Raw genomic sequence first — 19,962 nt, forward strand, 5'->3', positions numbered from 1 at the left:
GAAATCTGCTTAGGCCGCCTATATGACAATGCTGTCACATAAAATGACCGCCATGGGGAAAATTCGCAAAACTCCTCCCCATCGCCTGTGGAGCCTCCCCGGATTGGCTGAACGAACTGGCCCCGACCGGACTGTATGAGGCATCTTCCGACCGGCCCTCCAATCGTTCATCTACGACGGACGAAACGATTTGTCCGTTCCAAGCAGAGTTTACCGACAAGACCCACGGACAGGCCTTGCCCATAAACCTCGCAAATGTTTGGTGTCTTGCAGAGTCCTCTTGATTGTAACCATGGTTCAATCAAGAGGACTCTGCATAGGAGCAAATCCGGCATGCGCAGGCTCATATTTTTCTCCATGGTCATCCTGACCGTCTTGCTCCTTCAACCGATGCACATTGTGGCCCGGACCAACACCAGCCCAGCCCTCCAAGCCGATCAATCCGGCGCATCCGGATGCGTCTCGGTACGGGATTCCGGCGATCCGAATAGAAATGGAACCGCGCTCATCGGCTGCTTCAACCCAACGACGGGCGCTTTCGAGTTGCCTTCGAACCTCCGCAATCAGGGAGATATCGACGAGCGCGTCCTGAGATCCTATGGGTTTATAGGCGATGGAGGCAGTCACCCCTTGTCCAGCGTCGCCACTCTCAACGGCCGCAGTACCGCCGGCTGGTCCCTGGCACAGTGGCAGATGATACTTCCGGCAGCCCGCGCCCTTTCGGATGAGATCGACGGCACCGTGATCAACTCGCTGATCCAGACGAGGCCGGGCGCCCTGAAGTTCCGTCTAGGCCCTCTGACTGGGCGTTTCTCCGCGCCGATCACCTCTCCCTGCGGTAAGAGCATTCGTTTCGAAGGAGCCGGACCGGAACTCACCATATTTCGCTTCGGCGCCAGTAATGGCTGGGATCACTGCCATGCCGGCGCCCCGAAGGGAGATAAGCTGGAACTCCAAGGCATCAAGTTCCAGTCCAGCGATACCGCTTCCACGAACACCATCGGAATCAACGCCAGGTTTGCACCCAGCGTCAATGGAACCTACTCCAACTTCGCCCTAGAGAACTTCAACACCGGCATGGTCCTGGTCAATTCGGCCGGCACCACGATCGAGGGCGGGATGATCACTGCCGGACCGTCGCGCAAAGGCCTCGCCACCGCGGGAACCGGCATCTGGTTTCGCGGAACGAACACCTTCGTCAATCGGATCCAGAACACGCTGACACAGCACTACAGGGTCGGATATCGCTTCCAGTCGACCAATCCCCCAAAGATGCTAGGGCTCGAGGATCAGAGCCTGATCAATTCGGCGGCCGGGGAGGTAGGCACCTGCATCCAGATCGATTCCGATTACAAGGGTTATTCTCCCCTCCAATATGTGGCGGATAATTTCTCCTGCGATGCCTATGAGGGGCATGTCGACGCAAGACAGGTCTCGCATCTGTCCATCAAGGGCGGCAACTGGCTGATCCACCCCGCCGCCGGTTCGTGGAGCCCGGCTGGCAAGAACTTCTTCAATTTTTGCCGCGCTTCCACGGTACGCCTCGAGGGGGCCTGGATTTCCAACAACGCCCAGGCTCTCGGGGTTCGCTCCCTGATCAATGTTACCGCCGACTCCTGCGGCATTCCGAGCGGAGCCGGTGCATCGGACGTGCAGATCAGGAACAATAAGATCGAGTACAGAAACTTGACAACCTCAGTGGCCATGATCGTCAAGACCGCCGGTACCAGCGGAGTGGTTGTCGCAGGAAATCTCTTTACCGAGTTCTTCAAGCCAGGGCCGCCGCCTTCCAATGCGTTCTCATGGGCCGCTTCGGATGCCCAATCGGCTCTCTATCAGGGCCTCGCTGGCGAGTTCGTGCAGATATCACCGCCACCGGTCGATATGACCGATGGGACGGTCAACGACATCGGGACATTCTCTCTTGGGCCAGGTGTGTGGAGCTGTCATGCCCGGCTCCAGCTCCTGCCGGTTAGGGATGCCAAGGTTCATGCCTTTCAGGGAGCTTTCAGTACCGAGCCCGCCTCGATGCCGGCCACCCCTGGACAAGGCATGTTCATGGAAACCGGTGAATGGTCGAGCCCGGAGATTAGGGGCGTCGGTCCGTTCGCGTTCGATTTCACTACGAGAACGCAGAGCTCCCCTGTCCATATCGTCGGCGCGGCGTCCTTCACCGGCGGCCAGTTGCAGATGAACACCGTCGGCCAATGCATCCGTCTGAGATAGAACTCGTGCCATGCTGGGCGCTTCGCGAAGAAGCTCGATCGCCATCGACCTCACTCATCGTCAAGCGGAGAGGCAAGCACTTCCTTGAGCAGTTCAGCGGCCAGTGCCCGCGTGATGCGGCGGCCGCGCGAAAGACCTTCGCGATCGAGCACGGCGACGACCTGGCGCGCTGCGGCAAAGGAGCGCTCGATGCGCCGGACGAGGAAGTCGACCAGGCTCGAATCGACGATGAGCTGGCGATCGAGGAAGAGCTTTACCAGCAGCATGCGGAAGAGATCATCGTCGGGCGTGGCGATGGTCAACGCCGTCATGGCCCTGAGGCGCGAGATGAGGTCGGGAAGCGTCAGGCCCCAGCGCTCCGGCGGCTCATGGGCGGTGATCAGCAGCGAGGCGCCGGCCTCGCCGGTGAGGTTGAGCAGATGGAAAAGCGCCGTCTCGTCGACGCCGCGTCCTGCATCCTCGATCACCACCGCCTTGTGCGAAACCAGTTCGGGAACGCTTTCTTCCCCGAGCGCCTCGCCTGCCAGGGTGACCGCACCCGCCAGCTTGGACCAGATTGCCGCCAGATGGCTCTTGCCCGAGCCGCTCGGGCCGATCAGCAGAGCACGGCGGGAAGGCCAGTCCGGCCAGCGTTCCATGAAGGCATAGGCCGCCTCGTTGGAGGGCGAGACCAGGAAATCCTCACGGGCGAACGAGACCTGCAAAGGCAGATCGAGTGCCAATTGGCGGGGTGTCGTCACGACGAATGGTCCGAAGAGAGAGAGCCATCGTGGTTGACATGACCGGTGTAGTATTGGCTGGCGAGGTAGCTCGAGAGGGCAAAGCGCACCAGGACACCGATCGCCGCCGCCACCGGCACGGCGACCAGCAGGCCGATGAAGCCGAACAGGCTGCCGGCTGCCAGCAGGGCAAACATCAGCCAGACAGGATGCAGGCCTACCGAGCCGCCGACCAGCCGGGGCGAGAGAACATAGCCTTCGAGGATCTGCCCCGCCGCGAAGAGGAGGGCGACATAAACAGGCAAATGCCAGTCGGGCCAGACCTGGACCAGTGCCACGCTGACGGTGACGACGAAGCCCAGAATCGAACCGACATAGGGAATGAAGGAAGCAAGGCCAGTGCACAGTCCGATCAGGAAGCCGAAACTGACGCCGAGCAGCGTGAGGCCGGAACCGTAGAACAGGCCGAGCAGGAGGCAGACCGTTGCCTGGCCCCGCACGAAGCCTGCGATGGCGGCGTCGATATCACGGAAGATGCCGCGGATGGCCTCGACATGGTCGCGCGGCAGCCAACTGTCGACGCGCGCCACCATGTTGTCCCAGTCGAGCAGAATGTAGAAGGCCACCACCGGCGTGACGATGAGAACGCTGATCACCCCGATGACCGCCTGGCTGCCCGACCAGATCGAGGAGACGAAGGTGCCGAGAAGCTGGGCGCCCTGCCCGACATAGTCACCGAGCGATTTCTGGATGTTCTGCAGCCTCTCGGCGAAGATCCCGCCAAGCCAGCCCTGGTTGAGCTCACCGAGAATGCGCTGCATGGACGCGACGATGCTCGGCAGCCGCTCGCGCAAGCCGTTGAACTGCTCGCCGAGCATCGGCACCACCAGGAGGATGGCCAGCACGATGACGAAGATGAAGCCGAGCAGAATGACGGAGGCGGCGGCCCAGCGCGGCAAGCCGAGGCTCTCCAGCCTGTCGGCGACGGGGTCGAGGAAATAGGCGATCGCGAGGCCGCCAATAAAGGGCAGCAACATGCCCTGAAGCAGCCAGACCAGCGCGACGAACAAGGCCAGCGCGCCGAGCCAGAAGAACACCTGCCTTTGAAGGCTCATCCACACGCTCCTGAAGCTCGATCCAAACCGTTCTCCTCCGGCCAAACAAGCGTCGTCCGAGACGGCTGAGGTGGCGGATGGCCTCCCTCGGTCGGAATTTTCATCCGGCCATATGGTTGAGCCACTGGCGCAGATAGGCGGCAGCCGACGCAATGGTCAAGAGCGTGACCAGAATGGACCCCACTTCGATCAGGAAAGGAAACGGCCATCCGGTGCCCTTGGCGAACAGCACGAGGACGACGAAAGCGATCTGCACCGCGGTGTTGAGCTTGGAGAGCATCAGCGGCGCGATCTGTATCGGCTGGCTCATGACCCAGGACACCAGCACGGCGCCAATGATCATGAAATCACGGAACACGGTCAGGATCACCAGCCAGGCGGGCACCACGCCGACGATCCCCAGCGTGACGAAGATGGAGACCAGCAAGGCCTTGTCGGCCAGCGGATCGAGCATGGCTCCCAGTTCGCTGCGCATGTCGAAGCGCTTGGCGATGAACCCGTCGACACCATCGGAAATACCCGCCGTCAGAAAGATGGCGAAAGCCCAGCCCCACGCTCCCGAGGCGATGCACCATACCGCCAGCGGCACCAGACAAAAGCGCAGGATGGTGATCAGATTCGGTATCGTCATGATCGGATCGTAGCAAACCCCGAAGAAACCGGCATCTCTGCGATCGCCAGACAAAGAGCGTTCATGCCTGAACGCTTATTTTCCCTAGTTCATTGCTTCGACGCGCCGTTGCGATTCCAGGCGACTTCCTCAAATCGCAAAACGTTTTAGGAATTCAGAGCACCACGACCTTGGCACCCACCCCGACGCGCTCATAGAGATCCATGACATCCGGATTGGCCATGCGAATGCAGCCGGAGGACACCGCCCGGCCGATAGTGTTCGGCTCGTTGGTGCCGTGGATGCGGTAGAGCGTGGAACCGAGATAGAGCGCCCGCGCGCCCAGAGGATTGTTGAGGCCCCCTTCCATGCGATCGGGCAGTTCGGGGCGCCGGGCGATCATTTCCTTGGGGGGTGTCCAGCTCGGCCATTCGGCCTTGCGGCTGATGGTTTCGGTGCCCTTCCAGGTGAAGCCCTGCTTGCCGACGCCAATGCCATATCTGAGCGCCGTGCCATCCTCCTGCACCAGATAGAGCCGCTTCTCCTTGGTCGAGATCACGATGGTGCCGGGGCTGTAGCCTGAGAAGGGCACCACCGTGCGTGGGATCGGCGAGCTGGCCAGCATCGCCTGGCCGTCGTCCTTGATGCCGGAATCGAGATTGGGCGAGATACTGTTCGGGTCGATCGAGGCCTGACGCTGGGGGCGTCGGCCCGGCGTCACATCGCCCTCCTGATCGCCATAATAGCCATTGGGATCGTCCTGGTAGTCGTAGGGTTCCTCGAAACGCCGATCAGCCCGATAGGTCGGCTGGGGTTCCCGCCACTGGCGCGGACGGGAGAGGCCATCGTCCTGATAATAGCCGTCGTCCGGAGGATCGCCCCACTCTTGGGCATGGGCCGTCCCTGCAATCATCAGGAGGGCCAGGGCGGGAAAAAGCGCTTTTCTTGCAATCGTCATGTCGAGAACCACACGTCCCGGAAGAACGCCCGGGGTTGCGCCCTGCAGAGCAATGCAAGGCAAGATGGCTGTGACAATCCCGGAAACGACGGGCGTAATTGTGGCAATAGCAGCGGCAGAAAGTCGCTATTTTTTAACCATTTGTTCAGCATGCGTTCAGATGGGATCGGTCGTCCTTGCGGAAAGGCATCTTGTACCCTTCGCCGTGAGTTCGTCATCAAAGGCATCTCCCACGCCTTGAGGGCAGCACGCCATGAGCTTTGTCACGCTTCCAATATCCGCCCTGGCCACGCCGGATCCTGGCGGGGCCGCAGCGCAGGAATGGCGCGGCTTTCTCCAATTTCGCCCCTCCCAGGAAGCCGCCAAGGCTTGTCCCGCGCATATGTTGGGCGAAGGCGGGACGGCCGGCTGGGCTTACGGCCTGCATTGGAAGAAGCCGCGAGCCACGGTCGATGCAATAGGCTGTTTTCTGCTGCGCGACATCGAGGTTTGGCGTCCCGGCATCCTCGTCCACGGCGGTCAGGTCGTCGACGATGCCAATCTGTCGACCAATGTCGCCTTGTCCGTGGCGCGCGCCGATGCGGGTTTTCCCTCGCGTTTCGGTGAGCAGGCAGCGGCAAGGCGAGTCGACCGCCCTGCCCTCGTCGTGGCCGGCCCTGGATACGGCATCTGGGGCCATTGGCTCGCCGAATTCCTGCCGCGGGTCTCCATTGCCAGCCAGTTGCTCGCACCGCTGCGTGACGAGTGGATCATCCCGCTGCCCCAAGACACACCTTCCTGGGTCGAGGACCTGCTGCTGTCGGCCTGCAACGTCCCGCGGCATGCAATCCTGCGCTATGCACCGGGACAGGAGAGATTGCTCTTCGCGCGCGCGGTGATACCGACATTCTGCTTTTCCGGCGAATACACCTTCCACCCCTATATGCGTGAGTTCTACAGGTCGCTGGCCCCGGCTGCGGGGGAGGCTCGCCGACGCCTCTGCCTTTCACGAGGAGGGCCCGGCCCCTCGGCCAACAGGCCTTTCAGGCAGCGGGATTTCTTTGAGGAGAACGCCAGGCGGCGCGGTTTCGAGGTCATCCGCCCCGAAGAATTGAGCCTGCCCGATCAGATCGCAATGCTCTCGCAGGCCTGCGCTCTCATCGGCGAATATGGCTCGGCAATGCATGGCTCCGTCTTTGCCGGGCCAGGAACCGTGATCGGCTGCATCGGGCACTGGAACGCGGTCCAGATGCGACTGGGCGAGGTTTTCGAGCAGCCGGGACTCTACCTGACCCGCGGATGCCTTTGGCCTAACGCCGATAGGCCGATATCCATCGACGCGAGCCCCGATGACATCGAGAGCTTTCTCGATCGCGTGACATCGCTGCTCGACTGAGGCATCCGGGCCGAGAGGCCGACTCCGTCCAAGACGGTCCAGAGGCTGTGGTACAGCCCCTATTTGCCCGTGAACCGGTTGTTCTTGGGGAAGCCCTTAGGCGGCAGGCGCCCGGCATCGGCACGATTTCCGGTCCATTCGACGAGGTCGGTGACGGTCCAGGTCCGATCGGAGGAATCGCTCCAGGTCAACCCCTGCGCCTTGTCGAAGACACGCACGTCGGAGAGCCCGCCGTCCTTGTACTTCTGCAGCCGCACGCCCCTACCCCGCGACATCTCGGTGATCTGGTGCAGCGGGAACACCAGCATCTTGCGGTTCTCGCCGATCACGGCGACCGTGTCACCGATGACGGGCACGATCAGCTTGGCTTCCGACGGCGCATCGACATTCAGCACCGACTTGCCCTTGCGGGTATTGGCCAGAATATCGTCTTCGGGCACCAGGAAACCGCGTCCGTCGGTCGCCGCGATCAGCAGCCGGCGTCCGCCCTGATAGGCGAATACGTCGACGACATCGGCGCCCTCGTCGATATCGACCATCAGGCGGATCGGCTCGCCCATGCTGCGCCCCCCCGGGAGCTTCGATGCCTCCAGCGTATAGACCTTGCCATTGGTGGCGAGGATGAGGAGCTTGGCCGTCGTCTCGGACTGGAATCCGAGCTTGAGCCGGTCGTCGGCCTTGAAGCTCAGCCCCGAGAGATCGCTGAGATGACCCTTCTGGGCCCGGATCCAGCCCTTTTCCGAGACGATCACGGTGATCGGCTCACGCTCGACCATCGCCTCGGTCACTGTCGACAGATCGATGGTGCCCGCCTTGGAGGCATCGATCTCGGTGCGGCGCTTGCCGAGCAGCGTGTCAGGGCCGAACTTCTTGGCGACTTCGCTGACCTGCCAGCCCACCGTCTTCCATTGCAGCTCCTCGGAGGCCAGCAGCTTCTCGATGCCGGTCTTTTCCTTGGCGAGATCGTCATGCTCGCGCCGAAGTTCCATCTCCTCGAGCTTACGCAGATTGCGAAGGCGCATATTGAGGATCGCCTCGGCCTGCACATCCGTCAGGTCGAACGCCTTGATCAGTTCGTCCTTCGGCTCATCCTCGTAGCGGATGATGCGGATGACCTCGTCGAGATTGAGATAGGCGACGATATAGCCGGCCAGCACCTCCATGCGCTTCTCGACAGCGGCCAGGCGGTACTTGGAGCGGCGGACCAACACGACACGGCGATGGCTGAGCCATTGCTGCAGTGCCTCGCCGAGCGAGAGCACACGCGGCACCTGGCCGTCGACCAGCACGTTCATGTTGAGCGGAATGCGGCTTTCGAGCTCCGAGAGCTTGAACAGCGATTCCATCAGCACGGCCTCGTCGACATTGCGCGATTTTGGCTCGATGACGATGCGGACATCCTCCGCCGATTCATCGCGCACGTCGCCGACCAGTGGCAGCTTGCGCTCTTCGAGAAGCTCGGCCAGCTTCTCGATCAGGCGGCCTTTCTGCACTGCCCATGGAATCTCGGTGATCACGATCACCCAGGTGCCACGCCCGAGATCTTCCTTATGCCAGCGCGCGCGCACCCGAAAACCGCCACGACCGGTGCGGTAGCTTTCCTGGATCGAGCCGGTGCTCTCCACGCAGATGCCGCCGGTGGGAAAATCGGGTCCCTTGACGAACTGCAGGAGGTCGGCGGTGGAAGCGTTGGGATTGTCGATCAGGTGCAGCGCCGCCTGGCACAATTCATGGGCGTTGTGCGGAGGAATCGAGGTGGCCATGCCAACGGCGATGCCCTGCACGCCATTAGCGAGCAGGTTGGGGAAGGCGCCGGGCATCACCACCGGTTCCTCATCCTCGCCATTATAGGTCGGGCGGAAATCAACGGCGTCCTCGTTGATCCCTTCCAGGATCAGCGTGGCGACTTCGGTCAACCGTGCCTCGGTGTAGCGGTAGGCAGCGGCATTATCGCCGTCGATGTTGCCGAAATTGCCCTGCCCGTCCACCAGTGGATAGCGCTGGGCAAAATCCTGCGCCAGACGGACCAGCGCGTCGTAGACGGCCTGGTCGCCATGGGGGTGGAATTTACCGATGACGTCGCCCACCACGCGGGCGCATTTCTTGAAGGCCTGGTCGGGATCGAGGCGCAGCAGGCGCATGGCATGCAAGATGCGCCGATGCACCGGCTTCAAGCCATCGCGCGCATCGGGCAAGGCACGTTGCGTGATCGTCGAGAGCGCATAGGCAAGGTAGCGCTGCTCGAGCTCCGAGCGCAGATTGACCGTCCTGACTCCATCGCCTTCCGGCGGATCGTCCATCTCATCCATGCGGTTGACTTACCGAAAATGCCTGATTCGGGGCAAGTCGTAGACCTTATGATACAGGGCAAATCGCCCGATCACGTGCTATTGTAGCGCCATTAAGGGTGCCATCCCTGTTCTATCCGGATGGATTGCCCATATCCTTATCGGTTCCAGTGGCGTATTTCTCGGGTCAGGAATGCATCATGTTTCAGAGTTTGCCGTGGCGAGGTCAGGGTAACGTGGCGGAATTGCCTCCGCCTCCGAAGAACGAAATCGTCAAGCCGCCGCGCCCTGTTCTGGGTCTTGCCCTCGGCGGCGGCGCTGCACGGGGATTTGCCCATATCGGCGTGATCCGTGTGCTGGTCGAGGCGGGCTATGACGTCGACGTGATAGCTGGCACCTCGATCGGAGCCGTGGTTGGCGGCTGCTATATAGCCGGCAGGCTCGACGACATCGAAGATTGGGCTCGCAGTCTCACCAAGCGCCGGGTTCTCAATTTTCTCGATCTCAATTTCGGTGGCAGCGGCCTGATGTCCGGCACCAAGCTGGCCCTTCTCCTGCAGAACGGGCTCGATGGTGTGCAGATCGAAAACCTGCGCATTCCCTTCGTCGCGATCGCCACCGAGATCGGCCCAGGCCATGAAATCTGGCTGACGCGCGGCAATCTGGTCACCGCCATGCGGGCCTCCTATGCCCTGCCCGGCATTTTCGAGCCCGTGCGCGTCGGTGGGCGCTGGCTGATGGACGGCGCGTTGGTCAACCCCGTGCCCGTCTCCGCCGCACGCGCTCTTGGCGCCCGGGCAGTGATCGCGGTCAATCTCAATGGCGAGCTGACCGGCCGCGGCGGCGTCATCCATACCTTCGGCGCCACCTCATCCGAAATGGACGATCCTCCCGTGCCCAAACGCAACGGCTTCGGCGCTGCCACGTCGATGGTCCGCCGCAGATTCGGCTTCGCCAGACAGCGCGAGGAGCGTCAGCGCCGCACCTCCCCCGGCATCCACACGGTGATGATGGAGGCCTTCAACATCACCCAGGATCGCATCTCGCGCTCACGGCTCGCCGGCGACCCGCCCGATGTTTCGATCGGACCGCGCCTTGGACGCATCTCGCCCTTCGACTTCCATCGCGCCGCGGAGGCCATCGACATGGGTGCCGAGGCCACCTTGAAGTCCCTCGACGACATCAAGGAAACCATGGAAGCCTTGGCGTAGATCATCGGCGGGAGGGTGATCGCCCCAAACCTGCCCTGATGGACAGCAGCATGGTCCGTGGCCTCATTCGGTTGCGGTCAGTTCGCCAACACCGGGTCGTGACAGATGCAGCACTTGAAAGGCCGTTCCTGCTTCCTCAGGCGGCTCGCCGGCCCATAGCTGAAAGACCACCAGCTTCCACTCGGTGGGATCGACCGCCAGGGCCGACAGACAGCTTCCATCCCGCGCGGCTTCGATGGTCAACCGCTCGCGTGCCTCGGCAATGGCGCCGGCCGGATCAATCTCCGCCGCGATCATCTGTTCCCTTAGCGTTGCAAAGCGTGCCTCCGACAGAGACGACGGGCCAGACAGGCATGAGATGCCTTCCCAGTGCCGCACCGACGGCCGGCCGAAGGTAGCGACAAGGCCGGCAAAGCCGCCGCCGTCCCACAGGAACCGGCCCATGCCTTCCGGCGAGGCCCACAGATAGAAGGGCGCATATTGGTTGACGGCAGAGCCGCGCACGCCCTTTTCCCGGATCAGATAGGCCTTGATCCCCAGTCCCGGAAAATCGTCGAGCAAGGGGCCCTTGCTGGCTACGCGGGCACGGATGATCCCCATGTCGTAATCGGCCGGCAACGTGATGACATAGTGCATGGCTTCCATTTGAGCCTCCTCACACCGGCTCGTGCCATTGCACGGCACGGCCATCCTGCAGCGCCTGGACGCTGACATAGATGAAGGCATCGGCCTCTCCAGCCCCATGCCAATGCAATTCACCGGGCGCGAACCAGACCGCGTCGCCCGGGCTGAGTTCGACGAGCGGGCCGTCGCGCCGTTGCGCCAGGCCGCTGCCGCTCACCGCCAGCAGCAATTGCCCCCGAGGATGGCTGTGCCAATGCGTACGCACGCCAGCATCCAGCATGGCACGCATCGCGGTAGGCTCGCCGTCCTGCTCGCCCGCGATCAGATGCTCCACCCGGAAGGTGGCGGATGCGATGTTGTCCGGCGCGTTCTCTATCGCCTCGCCGGCCCGGATTACGGTCATCTCATTGGGTAGGCCCGGCGGGTTCATGCGGGTACCTCTTCCACCATCTGCGTGAGGCCGTTGCTGAAGGACCAGCCGTCTCGCTCGGTGGTAGTGATGACGATCATGACGTCGTCGGGCCGCAGGCCCGGCGCCTGCGTGAGCAACTGCACCGCATGCCGGTAGAATTGCTGCTTCACCGCCGTGCTGCGCGGGCGCCCCGCCGTGATGGCGATGAGCACGAAATCATCGGAACGCTCGCCGCTGAAATAGCCACGATCATAGATCAGCGCTTCCGGATCGAGTTGCTCGATGATCTGGAAACGGTCGGCCTGCGGAACCTCGAAGGCTTCGACCAAGGCGCGATGCAGATTGTCCGACAGAGTGCGGAGATAATCGGGGGATTTTCCCTTGCGGAGCGAGATGCGGGCGAAAGGCATGACGAATGTCCTCAACTGCAAGGCCTGCTGCCTTGACCCGCACATCATGTCATCGCATATTCATCCTGAAAATCAGGAAATATTTGATATTTAATCCTGAAAAATAGGACGATTATCGTGCGCCTGGTCAATTTCGACATCGACGTGCTGCGCAGCTTCGTCACCGGTATGGAACTGGGCAGCTATGCCCGCGCGGCCGAACATCTCGGCCGTTCCACCTCCGCTGTCAGCGCCCAGCTCAAGAAATTGGAGGAGCAGGCGGCAACGGCCCTGTTCCGCAAGGCCGGCCGCGGCCTGGCGCTGACCGAGGCAGGCGAGACGCTGCTGACCTATGCACGCCGGCTGCTCGCCCTCAACGACGAGGCGGTATCGGCTCTGGGCGGTGCCGATCTTGCCGGCCATGTCCGCTTCGGTGTGCAGGAGGATCTCGGAGAGACATTGCTGCCGCAAATTCTCGGCCGTTTCGCACGAGCTCACCCCAAAACGCGCATCGAAACCCGGCTTGCCCGCAATGCCGACCTGTTGAAACGCATCGCCAGCGCCGAACTCGACCTCGCCATCGCCTGGGGCGATCAGACGAGGGAGGCTCCGGCCGCCATGGCCGGCGAGCATCTCGCCGACATCGCGATGCGGTGGATCGGCCATCGAGACGGACTCTCCGGGTGGCGGCCCGGCGATCGACAGGCAGGGCCGGATGAACCTTTGCCGCTGGTAATGTTCGAGGCTCCCTGCCTGTTCCGTAGCGTTGCGACCGAGACGCTCGACCGCGCCGGCATTGCCTGGCGCATCGCGGTGACCAGCACCAGCCTCGCCGGTCTTTGGGCGGCGATCTCGAGTGGACTGGGCGTAACCTTGCGTACCGAGATCGGCCTGCCGAGCCATCTTGCCACGCTCGGCGAGGAAAGTGGGTTGCCGTTGCGATTGCCGACATTACCGCTGCTATTGCATCGCACGCAGGCACAGCACAATGCTGCCACCGACCGGCTGAGCGAGATCATGCGGGAGAGCCTGAGCCAGCCTCTCCTGCCCAAAAAAGTCGCCTGACGATCCCGGAGCAAATCGCGCTGACGTCTGCTCCTTCAAGGCATCCCTGCGTTTGGGGACGATTGCGCCGGCTCGCAAACACGAAGGCCCAATGCAGTTCACTTTGGGGGAAGGCGCTCCGATTTGTCATAGCCGGGCTTGATCCGGCTATTCAGAAGCCACGGAACCGGATTGCCGGATCAAGCCCGGCAATGACAAAGGTGGTGCAAGCGTGACGACGCCTGCGTGAACCACATTGGCTTTAGGCCGTAATATATTCGCGCATCGCCTTGGCTTCCGCTTCCATTTCGGCCAGGCGGAACTTCACCACGTCGCCGATCGAAACGATGCCGACCGGCAAGCCATTTTCGACCACCGGCATGTGACGGAACTTGCCGGCCGTCATCCTCTCCATGATGTGGGGAATGGTGTCCTGCTCGTGAACGGTTTCGACCTTGGCCGTCATATGCTTGGATACGGGATGTTCGAACCCCTCGGCCGAGGCCTTGGCCAATGCGCGCACGACATCGCGCTCCGACAGGATTCCGGCGATGCTGCCATTTTTGTGGGTGATCAACACTGCGCCGATGCGCTTTTCGGCGAGCGTCCGCGAAGCTTCGGCAATGGTGGCGTCCGGCGACAGAGCGACGATGTCGCGGCCCTTGCCCTTCAGGATCTGTGCAACAGTCATAGATACTCTCCTCAGACTGAACGTGCGCCTGCAGCGTCTTGATCTTGGGGGAGAATCCCGACGAGGGACGACCAGCCCCATCTAAGATGATGGCGTCTGCTCGCCCATCGCGCAAGGGGTTGGTTCAAATGCAACCAAGCAGTGAATCGATTTACGGTCTCTGCCCTCAGGAACCTGAACCCGCCCTCAGAATGAACTCGACGAGGGCCTTGCGCCGTTCGACATCATCCATCCCGGCATAGATCATGCGTGTGCCGGGTACCACGGCCTGCGGCGCCGCGATGAAGCGATCGAGCGTGGCGGCGTCCCAGGTCAGCCCGCTTGCCTGCATCGCCGGCGAGAAGGGATAGCCGGGCAGTGTGCCGGCCTTGCGGTTCGCAAGACCCTGCAGGATCGGTCCCGTCGCGGAGCGCGCCCCGCGTCCGATCTGATGGCAGTGCGCGCAGGGTTCGAACACCGGGTCGAACGTCGCCTCCGGCGGGCGGATGTCGGCCACGACCTGGGCAGACGGCGGAGGCGCCGCGACCTCGCCGGCCGAACGCAAGGCAATGAAGGTCCCGACCGCGACACCACCAAGCGCCGCGGCCAGGCCGAACCAGACAGTCCTGTTCACGAGGTGAGCGCGCGGCGCATCTTTTCCAGCGCCTCCTCACGGGGGGCCTGGTAGTCGATCAGCGTCACCAATTCACCCTTGGCGTTCATCAGATAGACCGCCGTGGAATGGTCGAAGGTGTAGCCGTCCCCCTCCCCGACCTTCTTGGCGTAGACACGGAACTTCTTGATGATGTCGGCCACCTGCTCGGGGGTGCCGGTGGCGGCGGTGATGCGCGGGTCGAAGCTCTCCAGATAGGTCTTGAGCAGTTGGGGTGTATCGCGCGCCGGGTCCACCGAGACGAACACCACGTTGAACTTGTCTCCGTCCGGTCCGAGCGCCTTGAGGCGATCGGTCATGTCGGTCAGCGTGGTCGGGCAGGCATCAGGGCAATTGGTGTAGCCGAAGAAATAAGCGGTCGGCTTACCCAGGAAGTTGGCCTGGGTCACCGGCTTGCCGTCCTGATTGGTCAGGCTGAAATCACCACCGATGAAGCTGGACTGGGCTGTCGGCTTGCCACCCATGCTCTGCAGCGCCAGCACCCCGGCTGCCGCCAGCACGGCGAGCAGCGCGACGAGAACCACCAACTGGAGACGATTGGATTTGAGAGTCATGAACGCCTCCCGTCTCAATGGTTGCTGTGGTCGGCCTCGGCCGGCTGCTTGGCACCGATGGCCTCGACCTTGAACTTCACGGACACCGTACCGGCTTTCTCGAACACCAGCGTGCCGTCGATGGACTGGTTGGGCTTGAGCTGCTGCTTGAGCCCGGTGAACATCAGATGGAAGGATGACGGGCTGAGTTCAACCTTGCCGTGAGCGGGAATTTCGAGCCCGCCTTGAACGGGCGCCATCTTCATGACGCCATCCTGGTTCGACATCTGGTGGATCGAAAAGCCGGAGGATGCCGAGAAACTGCCGCCGATCAGCCTGTCGGGCTGATCGCCCGTATTCTCGATAGCAGTGTAGCCGCCTGCGACCGGTGCCCCCTGCGGGGTGGCTCGCGTCCAGGGATGGGCGATCTGGAGCGTGCCAGCCTTGTAGTCATGGGCGAGGGCCGCGGAGGCGAGCGTGGAGGTGAGCACCAGAACACTGAGTATCCGGGCGCCAGCAAATGAAACGAGCTTCATGGAAAAACCTGAACGGTATCGAACAGCCTTGCAGGCTGTGGGGAAGGACTGGCGAAAATGGTGAACCGTTCAGCTCAATGGCGGCCCGCGTGGCCAGGCCTGTCGGCGGTCCTGCGGGACCAGCGCCAGGAATGCCCGTGTCGGGAGGAATTTGAAGGCCTGTGGGAAGCGGACGATGCTGGCAACCGCCAGGATCGTCGGCAAGGTCGGAGCCAGACGCAGGGCACACTGGTCACAGGAATGGCCGCCATGCGCCCTGTCACCGGCATCGCCGTCGCCAAACTGGCAGATGGTAACGACGGTGCCCGCGATGACGACGGTCGCGGCGCCGTCCCGGCCGCCCTCCAGCGCGAGGGCGCCACCCATGCCGTTGAGCAGCAGCCCAAGAGCAAGCAGTGCGGCAAGACATTGCCGCAGCAACGGGGCGAGGCGGGACGGAACCATGGCGGCATATGCAGCCGAGCGGCGCTTGAAAGTCAAGGCGGCGCCGTGGCGCATGAGCCGCCGCAGGGCAATTCGCGGCACGGGCGCTCAGAAATGAGCGTCCCTACCGTGCGATCAAGGCGCGCGCCGGCTGATATGGGTCCCGAAAAACAAAAATGCCGGTCTTCTCAGCTCCATCTCTTGATGGCACCGAGAAGACCGGCAGTCGTCAAAGTTCCAGAGCAAAGCGCGCATTTTAACGGTAGCGCTTCCTTGCTCTATCTCCTCGTTTCGACAGCTTCTGTGATCCAGGTCAATTCCCGGATCGCAGAACGCTCTAGTCGTCGCGATAGACACGCTCACGACGCTCATGCCGTTCCTGGGCTTCCAGCGACAAGGTCGCGATTGGCCTGGCATCGAGGCGCTTGAGCGAGATCGGTTCACCCGTTTCCTCGCAAAAGCCGTAGGATCCGTCCTCGATGCGGGCAAGTGCCGCCTCGATCTTAGAGATCAGCTTGCGCTGACGATCCCGGGCCCGCAATTCGATGGCGCGATCCGTTTCCGAAGATGCACGATCGGCTAGATCGGGGTGGTTCTCGTTTTCGGCCTGCAGATTGGCGATGGTATCCTGCGCCTCGCGCAGGATGTCGAGCTTCCAGGCATTGAGCTTGCGCCGGAAATAGTCCCGCTGACGCTCGTTCATGAAAGGCTCGTCGTCAGTCGGCCGATAATTGGTATCTACACTCAATGAAGTCATGTAAGAATCCCAACACTCCGCTACTGGGCGAGAGGTCTATAGTCTCAGTGACGCGCCACGACAATGATCTTCGTTGTCACCGATTCGTTGAAAACGATAAAGTTGTGCACATGGCTTAGGGGGTGGCGTCCTCCTTGCTCTTTAGAATGAGGCCGCCGGCGACATCCGTCACGCCCGGCCTCGGCAGGGCATCGAAGGGCATCGGCCGTGTCGCCAGCATTGCCGCCAGTCCGAGGCGCGCCGTAAGGATACCGTTCAGGACCCCCTCGCCCAGCTTGGCTGATATCCGCGAGGCCAAGCCGTGGCCAAGCGCCTGGCTGATCAGGGAATCACCGGCGGCCATTCCGCCGGTGACAGCGAGATTGCCGAGGGCATGGCGCAGGAGCCGCATCATGCCGATGCCACCCGGCCGGCCGCCATAGAGCGTCGCCAGCCGCCGGATCACGCGCAGCGTCTCCGCGCTCACGAAAAACATGTCGACCAGAGCACGCGGGCTCACAGCGGTGACCAGCGACACCCGCTTGGCCGCATCGGCGATGATCTGCCGGGCCTCGGCATCGAGCGGCCCCATCAGCTCACGCTCGGTGACCCTGATCAAATCGGCGCCATCGACGATATCGCCCGCCGCCGCCTCCACCGCCGCACGGGCCCGGGCCATGCGGGGACTGGCGGCATAGAGCTTGACGAGATCACGCGACAGGCCGCGCGCCGCCTCGCGATCATCCTTGGCAATGGCCAGCATCGCCCGATCGTGCAGATGTTCGATGCGCGACAGGCGCATCAGGCCGGTCAGTTCCCGAATGGCGATGACCGCGAAAGCCAACGCCGCAAGCCCGGTCAAGGCAGCGCCGAGCCAGCCGAGCCAGTTTGCATAGGAGAAGAGATCGTCGACCAACTTGGCGAGCGACAGACCGACGGTGAGCGAGACCAGTCCGCCCACGGCCGACCAGAACAAGGTGCCCCAACGCGAACGGCGAGGCCGTTGTGGCGCGGGTTCGGCAACTTCCTCCTCGAACGCCTCCGGTTCGGGCGTCACCACCACGTGGCCGCGCCGCATCGCCGCCGCCACTGGCGTATCGGCCATCACCACATTGGGATCGTCGAGGCGGAAGGCACGCGGCTTGCGGGGTTCCGTCATTATTCACTCACGCCAGTTTATCGCCGACCAGGAATTCGAGCGCCCGATCCAGGCGAATATGGGGAAAGATCTGTCCTTCTTCCAGTCTGGGCGGGCGGAAGCGGATGAAACGATAGTCGACCCCGCCTTCCCGCAGGTTTTCGAGGCCGTTGAAGCCAGTACCCGAGAAGACCGCGTCGGGGTCCTCGGGCAATTCACCCGGAAACACCGCGATCTCGGCCTCACCGTCAAAGACCTCGTCGGCCGAGCGTTCGCCGGCCATGGGCGTGCCAATGATGCAGGGCAGGTTTTCGCGGCCCTGCTTGACGCTGGCTTCCCGCGTCGCGCGGATGGAGGCGAGCGCCACCACATCTACGCTGGCGCCCGAAAAGGCGGCCCGGCCGATCGCGCCATCTGCCATCTTGCGCAGGATCGCCTCGAGACGGTCATGGCTGGTGTGATGCAGATGGTCTGCCTTGGTCGCCGCGAACAGGATCTTCTGGATGCGCGGCCGGAAGATCGCCGACCACCAGCTATTGGCCCCGACCCGAAAGGCCGACAGCACCGATGTCAGGGCGGTTTCGAGATCGTGCACCGCCTGGGGACCGGCATTGAGCGCAGAAAGCGCGTCGACCAGCACGATCTGACGATCGAGCCGGGCGAAGTGATGCGTGAAGAAGGGCCGCACGATCTTGTGCTTATAGGCCTCGAAACGCCGCTCCATCATGGCATGGAGGGAGCCCGATTGTGCTTCCCCGGCCTTGGAAAGGTCGAGCGGTGCAAAGGTCAGGGCCGGCGAACCTTCGAGATCGCCCGGCAGCAGGAAGCGGCCCGGCGGCAGGGTCGAGAGCGCGAAGCGCTCGTCGCGCCCAGCCTTGAGATAGGCCGTGAAGAGCGCCGCCGCCTCGCGCGCCAGGGTCTCGTTCTCCGCGGCAGCAGGATCGAGCCTGGCCAGCATGTCATGCCAGGGACCGGCGATGGCGAGACGCGATCCCTCGCGGCTGGCGGCTATCGTCTGCGCCGACCATTCGGCGTAGCTCATATTCAGCAGCGGCAGGTCGAGCAGCCATTCGCCGGGATAATCGACGATATCAAGGGTCAGCCGCGACATGCCCGTGGCAAAGCGCCGGTTCGACTGGAAATCGATGACCAGGCGCAGTTCCGAGATCTGGCGTGTAGAATCGGGCCAATGCCGCCCCGGCCCGGTGAGATCGGTGAGATGGGCCTCATAGTCAAAACGAGGCACTGTATCGTCCGGCTGCGGCGACAGCGAGGAATTGGCGATGCGACCCTCGGCCTGGGCGCGAAACACCGGCAGGCGTCCGCCCTCGACAAGGGCCTGCACCAAAGCCGTGATGAACACGGTCTTGCCGGCACGCGAAAGGCCGGTGACGCCGAGGCGGACGGTGGGATTGAAACTCGACGCGGCGAAGCCCGCCAGGCTCTTGGCCGCGATCAGCGCTTCGTCGAACACGGACATCCAGGAGGGAGCTTGTGGCGGCATGGTCCGCATCACTTAGGGGCAAGTGCGGCAAAATTCCAGCATGACAGTCGAAACGCTACAATCATGGCTGTCGCCCAGCCTGGGCATTGCCCCGCAAACCGAGGAAGGCTCGCGCCCAAAAACACCGCGGCCGGGACCGCGGACATCTTGTCCGCTCGTGGAGACAGGCGCGTGCAGGCTGGGGACTGTCAAGACACCACGTTGCGCACGAAACGCACGACGGTCTCCCCGGCGTTCACATAGCTGTAGGACTGCGCGCTGTCGAAGATGAGGAAATCCCCGGCCGGGACGACGTGGTTCCCTCCTCCGGTCTCGACCGTCAGCGTCCCCTCGGTGACATAGAGCATCTCGCGCCACCCATCGGCGTCCGGCAGCGCATTGTAGCGGTCTCCCGGGCCGAGGCTCCAAATCCAGAGCTCGGCCGCCTGCCGCGCCGGAGCGGCGCCCAAGAAGGCAGCCCTGCTGCCGGGATGCGCCCCACGCCAGCCGAGTTGATCGACACGCTGATTGCCGGCCTGGCCAGGATCGCGGACGATCGCCCCGAAGTCCACGCCGAGGACTCCGGCCAGCCGGTCGAGATTGGCCAGCGAGATATTGGCGTCCCCCGCCTCCACCGCGACGATCAGCCGCCGGCTGAGGCCGCTGGTCTCGGCAAGGGCCGCCTGGCTCAACCCCGCCGCGGCGCGCAGGCGCCTGACATTGGCTCCGACATGGACGAGCACGTCCGTCATTCCATCCTCATCCTTGCCATCTTCGTCCCTTGACTGCGCAATATAAT

Annotated in this window: 21 protein-coding genes; 4 read left to right on the plus strand and 17 right to left on the minus strand. The window is 62.9% G+C overall.

Annotated elements, in window-relative coordinates; all coding sequences use genetic code 11:
- The first annotated feature begins 333 nt into the window (after positions 1 to 333).
- Positions 334 to 2,226 (plus strand): hypothetical protein, encoded by a 1,893-nt coding sequence (locus ACN6KF_RS09985; protein ID WP_434956695.1) that lies wholly within the window; start codon positions 334 to 336, stop codon positions 2,224 to 2,226.
- A gap of 50 nt (positions 2,227 to 2,276) precedes the next feature.
- Here the strand turns inward: ACN6KF_RS09985 and ACN6KF_RS09990 are convergent, their stop codons facing one another.
- The 4 genes from ACN6KF_RS09990 to ACN6KF_RS10005 form a co-directional block, all read right to left on the minus strand.
- The gene (locus ACN6KF_RS09990; RefSeq protein ID WP_434956696.1) at positions 2,277 to 2,966 is read right to left on the minus strand and encodes a P-loop NTPase family protein; all 690 of its coding nucleotides are present in this window, start codon (positions 2,964 to 2,966) and stop codon (positions 2,277 to 2,279) included.
- Positions 2,963 to 4,060, minus strand: coding sequence for an AI-2E family transporter (locus ACN6KF_RS09995; protein WP_434956697.1), 1,098 nt, complete (start codon positions 4,058 to 4,060; stop codon positions 2,963 to 2,965). The genes ACN6KF_RS09990 and ACN6KF_RS09995 overlap by 4 nt, the downstream gene beginning before the upstream one ends.
- Positions 4,061 to 4,160: 100 nt before the next feature.
- Positions 4,161 to 4,691: a CDP-alcohol phosphatidyltransferase family protein gene (locus tag ACN6KF_RS10000; protein ID WP_434956698.1), complete on the minus strand. Its 531-nt coding sequence runs from the start codon at positions 4,689 to 4,691 to the stop codon at positions 4,161 to 4,163.
- A 154-nt stretch (positions 4,692 to 4,845) separates the two neighbouring features.
- Positions 4,846 to 5,628 (minus strand): L,D-transpeptidase, encoded by a 783-nt coding sequence (locus ACN6KF_RS10005; RefSeq protein WP_434956699.1) that lies wholly within the window; start codon positions 5,626 to 5,628, stop codon positions 4,846 to 4,848.
- Positions 5,629 to 5,881: 253 nt separating this feature from the next.
- On the opposite strand from ACN6KF_RS10005, the gene ACN6KF_RS10010 reads away from it, so the two are divergent.
- On the plus strand, positions 5,882 to 7,003 hold the full coding sequence (locus tag ACN6KF_RS10010) for a glycosyltransferase family 61 protein (protein WP_434956700.1): 1,122 nt from the start codon (positions 5,882 to 5,884) through the stop codon (positions 7,001 to 7,003).
- Positions 7,004 to 7,062: 59 nt separating this feature from the next.
- On the opposite strand, the gene parC is transcribed toward ACN6KF_RS10010, so the two are convergent.
- A complete protein-coding gene (gene parC / locus ACN6KF_RS10015) occupies positions 7,063 to 9,312 on the minus strand; it encodes a DNA topoisomerase IV subunit A (protein WP_434956701.1) in 2,250 nt (749 codons plus the stop codon).
- A gap of 179 nt (positions 9,313 to 9,491) precedes the next feature.
- Here parC and ACN6KF_RS10020 point away from each other — a divergent pair, with 179 nt between their 5' ends.
- Positions 9,492 to 10,502, plus strand: coding sequence for a patatin-like phospholipase family protein (locus ACN6KF_RS10020; RefSeq protein ID WP_434956702.1), 1,011 nt, complete (start codon positions 9,492 to 9,494; stop codon positions 10,500 to 10,502).
- 63 nt (positions 10,503 to 10,565) lie between these two features.
- Here the strand turns inward: ACN6KF_RS10020 and ACN6KF_RS10025 are convergent, their stop codons facing one another.
- From ACN6KF_RS10025 to ACN6KF_RS10035, 3 genes are read right to left on the minus strand one after another with little or no spacing between them, the layout of a single operon-like run.
- The gene (locus ACN6KF_RS10025; protein WP_434956703.1) at positions 10,566 to 11,147 is read right to left on the minus strand and encodes a DUF4865 family protein; all 582 of its coding nucleotides are present in this window, start codon (positions 11,145 to 11,147) and stop codon (positions 10,566 to 10,568) included.
- A gap of 10 nt (positions 11,148 to 11,157) precedes the next feature.
- A complete protein-coding gene (locus ACN6KF_RS10030) occupies positions 11,158 to 11,556 on the minus strand; it encodes a cupin domain-containing protein (protein WP_434956704.1) in 399 nt (132 codons plus the stop codon).
- Positions 11,553 to 11,948, minus strand: coding sequence for a tautomerase family protein (locus ACN6KF_RS10035; protein WP_434956705.1), 396 nt, complete (start codon positions 11,946 to 11,948; stop codon positions 11,553 to 11,555). The genes ACN6KF_RS10030 and ACN6KF_RS10035 overlap by 4 nt, the downstream gene beginning before the upstream one ends.
- Positions 11,949 to 12,065: 117 nt before the next feature.
- Here ACN6KF_RS10035 and ACN6KF_RS10040 point away from each other — a divergent pair, with 117 nt between their 5' ends.
- The gene (locus ACN6KF_RS10040; RefSeq protein ID WP_434956706.1) at positions 12,066 to 12,992 is read left to right on the plus strand and encodes a LysR substrate-binding domain-containing protein; all 927 of its coding nucleotides are present in this window, start codon (positions 12,066 to 12,068) and stop codon (positions 12,990 to 12,992) included.
- A gap of 241 nt (positions 12,993 to 13,233) precedes the next feature.
- On the opposite strand, the gene ACN6KF_RS10045 is transcribed toward ACN6KF_RS10040, so the two are convergent.
- The 9 genes from ACN6KF_RS10045 to ACN6KF_RS10085 all read right to left on the minus strand — a co-directional run bounded on the left by ACN6KF_RS10045 (position 13,234) and on the right by ACN6KF_RS10085 (position 19,915).
- Positions 13,234 to 13,662, minus strand: coding sequence for a CBS domain-containing protein (locus tag ACN6KF_RS10045; RefSeq protein WP_434956707.1), 429 nt, complete (start codon positions 13,660 to 13,662; stop codon positions 13,234 to 13,236).
- A gap of 166 nt (positions 13,663 to 13,828) precedes the next feature.
- Positions 13,829 to 14,275 carry a c-type cytochrome gene (locus tag ACN6KF_RS10050; protein ID WP_434956708.1) on the minus strand — a complete coding sequence of 149 codons (447 nt, stop codon included), beginning with the start codon at positions 14,273 to 14,275 and terminating at the stop codon, positions 13,829 to 13,831.
- Complete coding sequence (locus ACN6KF_RS10055; protein WP_149254955.1) at positions 14,272 to 14,868, minus strand: SCO family protein; 597 nt, start codon at positions 14,866 to 14,868, stop codon at positions 14,272 to 14,274. The genes ACN6KF_RS10050 and ACN6KF_RS10055 overlap by 4 nt, the downstream gene beginning before the upstream one ends.
- Positions 14,869 to 14,882: 14 nt before the next feature.
- Complete coding sequence (locus ACN6KF_RS10060) at positions 14,883 to 15,383, minus strand: copper chaperone PCu(A)C (RefSeq protein ID WP_434956709.1); 501 nt, start codon at positions 15,381 to 15,383, stop codon at positions 14,883 to 14,885.
- 69 nt (positions 15,384 to 15,452) lie between these two features.
- A complete protein-coding gene (locus tag ACN6KF_RS10065; RefSeq protein WP_434956710.1) occupies positions 15,453 to 15,908 on the minus strand; it encodes a hypothetical protein in 456 nt (151 codons plus the stop codon).
- Between the two features lie 235 nt (positions 15,909 to 16,143).
- Positions 16,144 to 16,563 (minus strand): RNA polymerase-binding protein DksA, encoded by a 420-nt coding sequence (gene dksA / locus ACN6KF_RS10070; protein WP_068290966.1) that lies wholly within the window; start codon positions 16,561 to 16,563, stop codon positions 16,144 to 16,146.
- Positions 16,564 to 16,678: 115 nt separating this feature from the next.
- On the minus strand, positions 16,679 to 17,701 hold the full coding sequence (locus ACN6KF_RS10075; protein ID WP_434956711.1) for a YcjF family protein: 1,023 nt from the start codon (positions 17,699 to 17,701) through the stop codon (positions 16,679 to 16,681).
- Between the two features lie 7 nt (positions 17,702 to 17,708).
- Positions 17,709 to 19,184: a YcjX family GTP-binding protein gene (locus ACN6KF_RS10080; protein WP_434956712.1), complete on the minus strand. Its 1,476-nt coding sequence runs from the start codon at positions 19,182 to 19,184 to the stop codon at positions 17,709 to 17,711.
- A gap of 188 nt (positions 19,185 to 19,372) precedes the next feature.
- Complete coding sequence (locus ACN6KF_RS10085; protein WP_434956713.1) at positions 19,373 to 19,915, minus strand: helix-turn-helix domain-containing protein; 543 nt, start codon at positions 19,913 to 19,915, stop codon at positions 19,373 to 19,375.
- Between the last annotated feature and the right edge of the window lie 47 nt (positions 19,916 to 19,962).

It is taken from the genome of Labrys methylaminiphilus subsp. lupini (assembly GCF_051161885.1).
In the GTDB taxonomy this organism is placed as follows: Bacteria; Pseudomonadota; Alphaproteobacteria; order Rhizobiales; family Labraceae; genus Labrys.